Below are 7089 nucleotides of genomic sequence, written 5' to 3' on the forward strand. Positions count from 1 at the left end.
AAATCGATTCATTATGAAGTGAATCGATTTTTTGCTACTTTCAATTATTTAACTTCCAAGTTGCTCTAATTTGTTGGGTAAAGTTTAGAGTTTTTGGTGCTTGTAAAGGCAGATATTCCAGTAGAGCGATATTAGTGTAGCGATTAATTCTAGGTAGCTTATTGTAATTATGCCAACTAGTTCCGTCAAAGAAACCATAGAAAAGAATATCGCGAGCCTTAACCCAACCTAAAGAGGTGTGCAGCCACATGCTTTTTGGACTGCCATTAAAGTTCTGAATTTTATACAAAGTATTAATTGGCATTTCCTTTTTGGTTTTTGCTTGATTTTCAGGTAAGCGATAAATCGGTACTTTGTGTTGGGGCTTGGCCAGTATTTGTTTGTCTTGGTACGGAGCAACGTCCCGTGGCTTTAAATCAAGGTTGACAAACTCGGCGGAAATGAAGGTTTGATTGTCAATTTGATAGTAGAGTTGATTGTGGGCACGGACGCCGTACATTACTTCCAATTTTTGCCCAGGTTTAACATACTTCTTTTGTTTAACTCTGACGTATGGATTCATCATTGTCGCTGTTTTTTCTTTACCAAAATAGATGCCGTTACGATGAATGTCGTATTTCTTAGTGCCTTGCTTAGCCAGCTTATATTTAAAACCGGTACTTGGAAAGTTGGTTACAACACCATCTATATTTTTATTAATCAGCCAATGCCATAATTCAGGTGATTCATCCATTTCTGCCCAAACATAAACTTGTTTGTTGATGCGGTGAAGCCAGTGAATTAGCCAAGAGTGATTCAAAATTAAGTCCGACGAAACATTGACCGCATCGACTTGCGGTAAATTACTAAAGTTGATTCGTTTAAGGCTACCGACAAGTAAAATTAGGTATGCGTCTGGCATGATTTTCCGAAAGTGAAATAAGCTGGCTGCAGAAAAAGAGTGAATCATAACTCTTTTTTCCATATGATACTTTTTTATCGTTGCAGCAATTTTATCTTCTAGTTGGTAAGACGGATCAATTGAATGATCAATTTTGGTTTCTAAAACAAATTTGGTATTTGGCTTTTTTTGGTAGTGTTCAAATAACTCATCCAGACTTATCACATGTTCACCGTTATCATATGTTAATTGGCTAAGTGCCTGCCAAGTATTTTGTGATACAATTGCATGTGTATGAGTAACTCGATATAAATCATCATCATGTGAGACAACTAGTTGACCGTCTGCTGAAAGATGAAGGTCGAGTTCAACGTAATCAGCACCTGAATTAAAGGCGGAATCATCGCTCTGGATTGTTTCTTCAGGATATTTCGTGGGATCGCCGCGGTGCCCGACAACAGTAAAACCACTACTTGTCAAAAAGATTATGGTAAGAAAAATAGCCGTAAATACATGGCTTTTACGTTTCATGTGTACACCTCTATTGTTTATTACGATAGCATGGTTACACATTTTTTGCTATATTTAACAGTTTAATTTTAGGGATAATTTAGATGAAGCAAGAGTATGAAGAATTAGATTTAATTGAAGAAATCACACGCAATGATGGCAGTAAATACTTTGAAATTTCTAACATTGATCAAAATGGGATAGCCGAACTGGCGGTTGATCACGGGAATATAAAAAATGTGCGCATCTTGCAACTAAATATTCCACGTACTAAAGCGTTAATCACTTATGAAGAGTATATTAACAAAAACTACCACCTTGAAACATTAACCAATGAGGATGATTGGAAAAATCCTGATTGGGTTGAATGGGATAAGCCAAAGGGTAAAGTCTTGGATGCGTACGAAATGATTTTGAAATCGAATCAGATCGGTTAGGGGACAAGAGATGGAAAAACTTCGTATTTTACATACTAATGATTTGCACTCACATTTTGAAAACTTTCCTAAAATCGGTCGTTATCTGAAAAAGGCGCAACAAGATAAGACTGTCGACCAGGTGCTAACGTTTGATGCTGGTGACTTCATGGATAGATCCCATCCATTAACTGATGCAACTTATGGTCAAGCTAATATTAAATTGATGAATTCGTTTAATTACGATGCCATCACAATTGGCAACAATGAGGGAATATCGAACTCGCATGAAGTAGTTGAGCACCTTTTTGATCATGCCAATTTTCCTGTAGTTCTTGCTAACTTACGTGAAGAAGATGAATCAATGCCGCATTGGGCGGTTCAAGATAAAATTCTGACAACCAAAAAAGGCACAAGAATTGCATTAATTGGTTTAACGGCTGCTTATCCCTTATCTTATGAACCTAATCATTGGCACGTTAAAATGCTAAAAGATGCGATGGATGAAGTTCTATCCAAAATTGAAGGAAAATATGATGTTTTAATCCTATTGACGCATGTTGGTCTTAATATGGATTCCTTTTTGGCCCATAATTATCCAGAAATTGATTTAATCATTGGTGGCCATACGCATGATCTGTTACCACATGGCAGAAATGTAAATGGTGTTTGGATTACTCAAACTGGTAAATGGGGTCATTATGTAGGAAATATTCATGTGGAAATTGATGACAAGCACCATATCCAAAGAATCTCACCACATGTTGTAGCTACAAGTTCGATGAGAGAACATGATGATGATCAAAAAACCATTTTAGGTTACCAAGAACGTGGAAAAGAAATCCTAAGCCAAGAGAAAGTTGCAGATTTACCAGAAAAATATGATGAAGACCGTGAGGCAGCAATTGATGTGTCTCTAGATGCGATTGCTGATTTTGCAGGAACAAATCTAGCAATGTTAAGTACTGGCTTATTTTTAGAACCATTTAAAAAAGGAATCATAACTAAGTATGACTTGCAAAAAATATTGCCTCATTCAATGCACGTTGTACGCTCAAAATTAAAAGGCAGTGACCTATGGCGCCTTGTCATGGAAATTGAAAAAAATCGCCATTACCTTGATCATTTTCCACTTCAAGGAATGAGTTTTCGGGGAAAAGTATTTGGTCAAATGCACTATCGCGGAATAAAGTTTGATCCACTAAGCAAAGCCGTTTTTGTTGAGGGGAAGGAAATAAACCCAGCAAAAGAATATCAAATTGCTGTTTTGGACCACTATGTTTTGGTGCCTTTTTTCCCTACGCTTGCAATTGTGGGAGATAATCAATTTTTATTCCCACAATTTTTGCGTGAAGTAATTGGTGATTATTTAGCTAAAAAATATCCAATATAGGAAGTGAAACTAATGGCGGACAAAAAGAGCCCAATTGATGAACCGAAAAAAGAAAATAAGTTTGAGGAACAGCAACCGCTTCGTCATTCACTTGCAGCGGTCAAAATAGTTGGCAAGCAAATCAAAATTAACAAGCAACTGTATCAAGTACTTGTGGATAAACAAGAAGCGCTTGATACTGACCTTTTAAGTAAAAAATATGACCCTTATTTAGATCAATATGATTATATTGTGGGTGATGTTTCGAGTGAACATTTGCGCCTAAAGGGCTTTTTTAAAGATAAAGTACAAACGGCAATTGACCGCAAGGAACAGACAATTGCTGATTATTTGATGGAATACTGTAATCCTGGTGGCGGCTATTTTATTTTGCAACTGGTGAGCCCGGTGCATCACTACCGAAATACTAAGTTTAAAAGACGTACCAGTGTAACCCGCTATAAGAAGCAAACTGCACCTAACAATAAGACTGCTACTTTTAAAAAGTATAAAAAGAGTGCGTCACGCATCAAAAAGCCAAAAACAGTTACAGTGAAAAAGGCACAAGCTAATAATCATACTTTTGTAATCAAAAAGAGGAAAGGTAGCAATTAAGTGAAAGATTATCAATTGTTTTTAATTGATCTGGATGGAACAATCTATCGCGGAAAAGAGACTATTGCATCTGGTGTAAGATTTGTTCATCGACTTGAGGCAGCTGGCAAAAATTATCTTTTTTTGACTAATAATACAACGCGTACACCGCAAATGGTTGTAGATAAGTTGGCTGGGCATGGAGTAGCGACAGATACTTCACATGTGTATACGCCTTGCATGGCGACTACTAGTTATTTGCTAAATAAAAAAGAGACTGATAGTGGCAAAATTGGTGTTTATTTAATTGGACAAATTGGTTTATGGCATGAATTCCTCAGCCATCCCGAATTCGAAATCAACGAAGAGAAGCCAGATTACGTAGTGGTAGGAATGGACACTGATTTGACTTACCACAAAGTTCAAGTTGCTACTAACGCAATTAGAAATGGCGCGAAGTTTATTGGGACAAATGCTGATGTCAATTTACCGAGTGAAAATGGCTTACTACCCGGAAACGGTTCGCAGTGTGCGATGATCGCCACGGCAACTGGAGTAGAGCCACTGTTCATTGGGAAGCCTTCCGAAATTATCATTGAACGTGTTTTGCAAAAAATGGGTTGTTCAAAAGAAGACGCACTAATTGTGGGTGATAATTATGATACAGATATCAAAGCTGGATTTAACAGTAAAGTGGACCAACTGCTAGTTACAACGGGCATTACTCAGCCAGAAGATATTGCAGATAAAAAGCAACCAACAATTTTAGTTGACGACTTGGATAAGGTTAAACTATGAAAAAAAGCAATCCCATTTTAGCCGTAATGTTTCATTTCATATTCGGTATTACTAGTAGTGTTGTTGGTGCAATAATTGCAAGCTGGCCCTTACTACTTGTTTTTGTCATTGTTCAAAAGACTTATAAAACTGTCAACCTATCAGTTGGGCAAGTAATTCATAACTACAATCAACTGATGGGTTATTTGGTTTGGCCATTTAAGCAGCATTTGCATATGAGCAATTTCCCAACTTCAGTAATGGCGGCGCAACACTTTGCGGAAGTAAAGAGACTGTTTATTTTAGCGGTTTTTGCGTTTTTGTGCTGCCTAATAATTTTCTTAATTACTAAAAACAAAAAAAGCAAAGCACTTAAACTTGATAAAGTTTGGGCTTTACTCTTTCTACTTTTACCAATTGTTGTATTACCGTTTGCTTTAACTAACTTTGACGATTTTTTTATTACTTTTCACCATTTATTTTTCGCCGGTAGTAACACATGGTTATTTGATCCATCAACCGATCCAATTATTAACGTACTTACAGAAGGCTTTTTTGCGTCATGTTTTGCTGTGGGCGGAATTATTTATGAATTATATTTTGTAAATCAATTATTGAAAAAATAAAAAGGAGCTCCATTAATGGAGCTCCTTTTTTTGTGTCATTCGTTTTTTTAAGCCAACAATTAAAATTGGTAAAACTGAAATAAGTATGATTGCTAGAATTAACATTGAGAAATGATCTTTAACAAATGGGATGTTGCCGAATAAGGCACCAATAATTGTAAAGAGTCCACTCCAGATAATGCCGCCAATAATATTGTAAATGGCAAACGTACCGTAGTGCATTTTACTACCACCAGAGATAAAAGGAACAAATGTCCTAATAAAGGGGATGAACCTACCAATTACAATTGTGATTGAGCCATGCCGCTCAAAAAATCGTTCGGCTGCTTCACGATTTTTTTGGTTAATTAGTTTATTAAACCAGGAATGTTTCGCTCCAGCCTTGACCGAACGTGCCCCGATTTCATAGTTACATGCATCACCGAGTATTGCGGCTAGTAAAACTGCAAAATACACGAGCCAAATGTTGAGGTGATATTTTGGATTGACTGCCATTGAACTAGCGGCGAAAATCAATGAATCACCTGGCAAAAAAGGGAAAATGACTAATCCAGTTTCAATAAAAATAATGGCAAAAATAATCAAGTATGTCCAGCTGCCAAACTGGTTGACTATTTCAATCAGATGGTGATCAATGTGAAGAATAAAATTGATTATTGTCATATATGTTGCTCCTAAATACTGGTTGAATGAATGGTTAAAGTCTTTTCGGGAAATAGTGCACGCATAATTGCAGTTACTGCAATCTGTGCTTCGCCAAATCCAAGACCGATGACCGGAACTTTGCCAGGATAAGCTGCTACATCTCCAATCGCATAAATGCCAGGGATGTTAGCTTCCATTTCACGCGAAACTTTAATATGGCCGTCTTCAAGGTCAACACCCCATTTGCGGACAATACTATTATTCGCGCGAAAGCCATAAGCAACGACTATTTGATCGAACTGCTTTTGTAATAACTCAGTTTGACCGACCTGCTTAAGTCCGATATCAAGTTGATTATTTCGTATTGCAATCGTTTTAGGAAGATAAGGAGTGAGAACTTGAACATTTTTTAAACTTTTGAGTTCTTGCAATGTTGATTCTAAACCGCGGAAATCTGCCCTTCGATGAATTAAATTGATTTTAGTTCCGGGTTGTTTTGCTAATTCAAGTGCCCAGTCAAGTGCAGAATCTCCGCCACCAAAAACGCCGATTGATTTTCCAGCAAAGTGACTCGGGTCTTTAACAAAGTAATGGACACGCTTTTCAATGGCTTCATCCATCTTCAGAGGGAACTTTTTGGGAGAAAATGAACCTGTTCCAGTGGCGATAATAATACTCTTTACTTGAAAATCATTATCGATAATAAATCCTTGATCATTCTTTTCAATTGATGTTACTCGATGGTTCAATTGAAAAGTAGTCTTATCCTTGGCGGAATCAATTAAGTGATCAGTTAATTCCTGACCAGATATTTTTCCAAAAACAGGAATATCAAATATTTCCTTAAAAGGATATAGAAGTTTTGGTTGTCCCCCAATTTCTTTTAAAGCTTCAAAAGTAACTGTTTTTAATCCATGTAGGTGTGCAAAACTAGCGCAGAACAATCCTATTGGTCCAGCACCAATAATTGCTGTATCAAATTTTTTGATTTTTAAAACCTCCTCTAAACGCTGATATAATAACTTTAACATGATTAAAAAAGATAATCATCAGGAATAAATCGAAAAAAAGTACTTGCCAAAAAGAGAAATAGTTGCTAGTATTAATAACTGTCGTCAGGACACAGGGCACAACAGCTCAAGCGATTGAACGACAAAAAAATCAAACAAAACCAGTTGACAAAGGTTAGCAGGTTTAGTAAGATAACAAACGCTGCTAAGGCAAGCCGGCGATAAAGGTCAGAAAAAAGTTCTTGACAAAGAGAACAAG

8 protein-coding genes are annotated in these 7089 nt (G+C 36.7%); 5 read left to right on the forward strand and 3 right to left on the reverse strand.

The window, feature by feature from the left end; translation table 11 throughout:
* Window positions 1-40 precede the first annotated feature (40 nt).
* The gene (locus H3T48_RS08635) at window positions 41-1411 is read right to left on the reverse strand and encodes a glycerophosphodiester phosphodiesterase (protein ID WP_198189171.1); all 1371 of its coding nucleotides are present in this window, start codon (window positions 1409-1411) and stop codon (window positions 41-43) included.
* Window positions 1412-1494: 83 nt separating this feature from the next.
* On the opposite strand from H3T48_RS08635, the gene H3T48_RS08640 reads away from it, so the two are divergent.
* From H3T48_RS08640 to H3T48_RS08660, 5 genes are read left to right on the forward strand one after another with little or no spacing between them, the layout of a single operon-like run.
* The gene (locus H3T48_RS08640) at window positions 1495-1827 is read left to right on the forward strand and encodes a hypothetical protein (protein WP_074426388.1); all 333 of its coding nucleotides are present in this window, start codon (window positions 1495-1497) and stop codon (window positions 1825-1827) included.
* A gap of 10 nt (window positions 1828-1837) precedes the next feature.
* Window positions 1838-3199, forward strand: a complete 1362-nt coding sequence (locus H3T48_RS08645; protein ID WP_198189172.1) for a bifunctional UDP-sugar hydrolase/5'-nucleotidase — start codon at window positions 1838-1840, stop codon at window positions 3197-3199.
* A 12-nt stretch (window positions 3200-3211) separates the two neighbouring features.
* Window positions 3212-3793, forward strand: a complete 582-nt coding sequence (locus tag H3T48_RS08650) for a YutD family protein (protein ID WP_198189173.1) — start codon at window positions 3212-3214, stop codon at window positions 3791-3793.
* Entirely contained in the window at window positions 3794-4570 is a 777-nt protein-coding gene (locus H3T48_RS08655; RefSeq protein ID WP_109715182.1) for a TIGR01457 family HAD-type hydrolase, read from the forward strand. It abuts the gene before it with no gap.
* Window positions 4567-5175: a TIGR01906 family membrane protein gene (locus H3T48_RS08660; protein WP_074426392.1), complete on the forward strand. Its 609-nt coding sequence runs from the start codon at window positions 4567-4569 to the stop codon at window positions 5173-5175. Before H3T48_RS08655 ends, H3T48_RS08660 begins: the two co-directional genes overlap by 4 nt.
* 12 nt (window positions 5176-5187) lie before the next feature.
* Here H3T48_RS08660 and H3T48_RS08665 read toward each other — a convergent pair whose 3' ends face one another.
* Both H3T48_RS08665 and H3T48_RS08670 read right to left on the reverse strand, forming a co-directional pair.
* The gene (locus H3T48_RS08665; protein WP_198189174.1) at window positions 5188-5838 is read right to left on the reverse strand and encodes a VTT domain-containing protein; all 651 of its coding nucleotides are present in this window, start codon (window positions 5836-5838) and stop codon (window positions 5188-5190) included.
* 11 nt (window positions 5839-5849) lie between these two features.
* On the reverse strand, window positions 5850-6851 hold the full coding sequence (locus H3T48_RS08670) for an NAD(P)/FAD-dependent oxidoreductase (RefSeq protein ID WP_198189175.1): 1002 nt from the start codon (window positions 6849-6851) through the stop codon (window positions 5850-5852).
* Window positions 6852-7089 lie beyond the last annotated feature (238 nt).

The organism is Lactobacillus sp. M0403 (genome assembly GCF_016101265.1).
GTDB lineage: Bacteria > Bacillota > Bacilli > Lactobacillales > Lactobacillaceae > Lactobacillus > Lactobacillus apis.

What these genes read in the sequence shown, in the direction of transcription:
- H3T48_RS08645 (WP_198189172.1), top strand. Translation starts at nt 1,838, where the DNA reads ATGGAAAAACTTCGTATTTTACATACTAATGATTTGCACTCACATTTT.
- H3T48_RS08670 (WP_198189175.1), bottom strand. Translation starts at nt 6,851, where the DNA reads ATGTTAAAGTTATTATATCAGCGTTTAGAGGAGGTTTTAAAAATCAAA.
- H3T48_RS08660 (WP_074426392.1), top strand. Translation starts at nt 4,567, where the DNA reads ATGAAAAAAAGCAATCCCATTTTAGCCGTAATGTTTCATTTCATATTC.
- H3T48_RS08635 (WP_198189171.1), bottom strand. Translation starts at nt 1,411, where the DNA reads ATGAAACGTAAAAGCCATGTATTTACGGCTATTTTTCTTACCATAATC.
- H3T48_RS08640 (WP_074426388.1), top strand. Translation starts at nt 1,495, where the DNA reads ATGAAGCAAGAGTATGAAGAATTAGATTTAATTGAAGAAATCACACGC.
- H3T48_RS08665 (WP_198189174.1), bottom strand. Translation starts at nt 5,838, where the DNA reads ATGACAATAATCAATTTTATTCTTCACATTGATCACCATCTGATTGAA.
- H3T48_RS08650 (WP_198189173.1), top strand. Translation starts at nt 3,212, where the DNA reads ATGGCGGACAAAAAGAGCCCAATTGATGAACCGAAAAAAGAAAATAAG.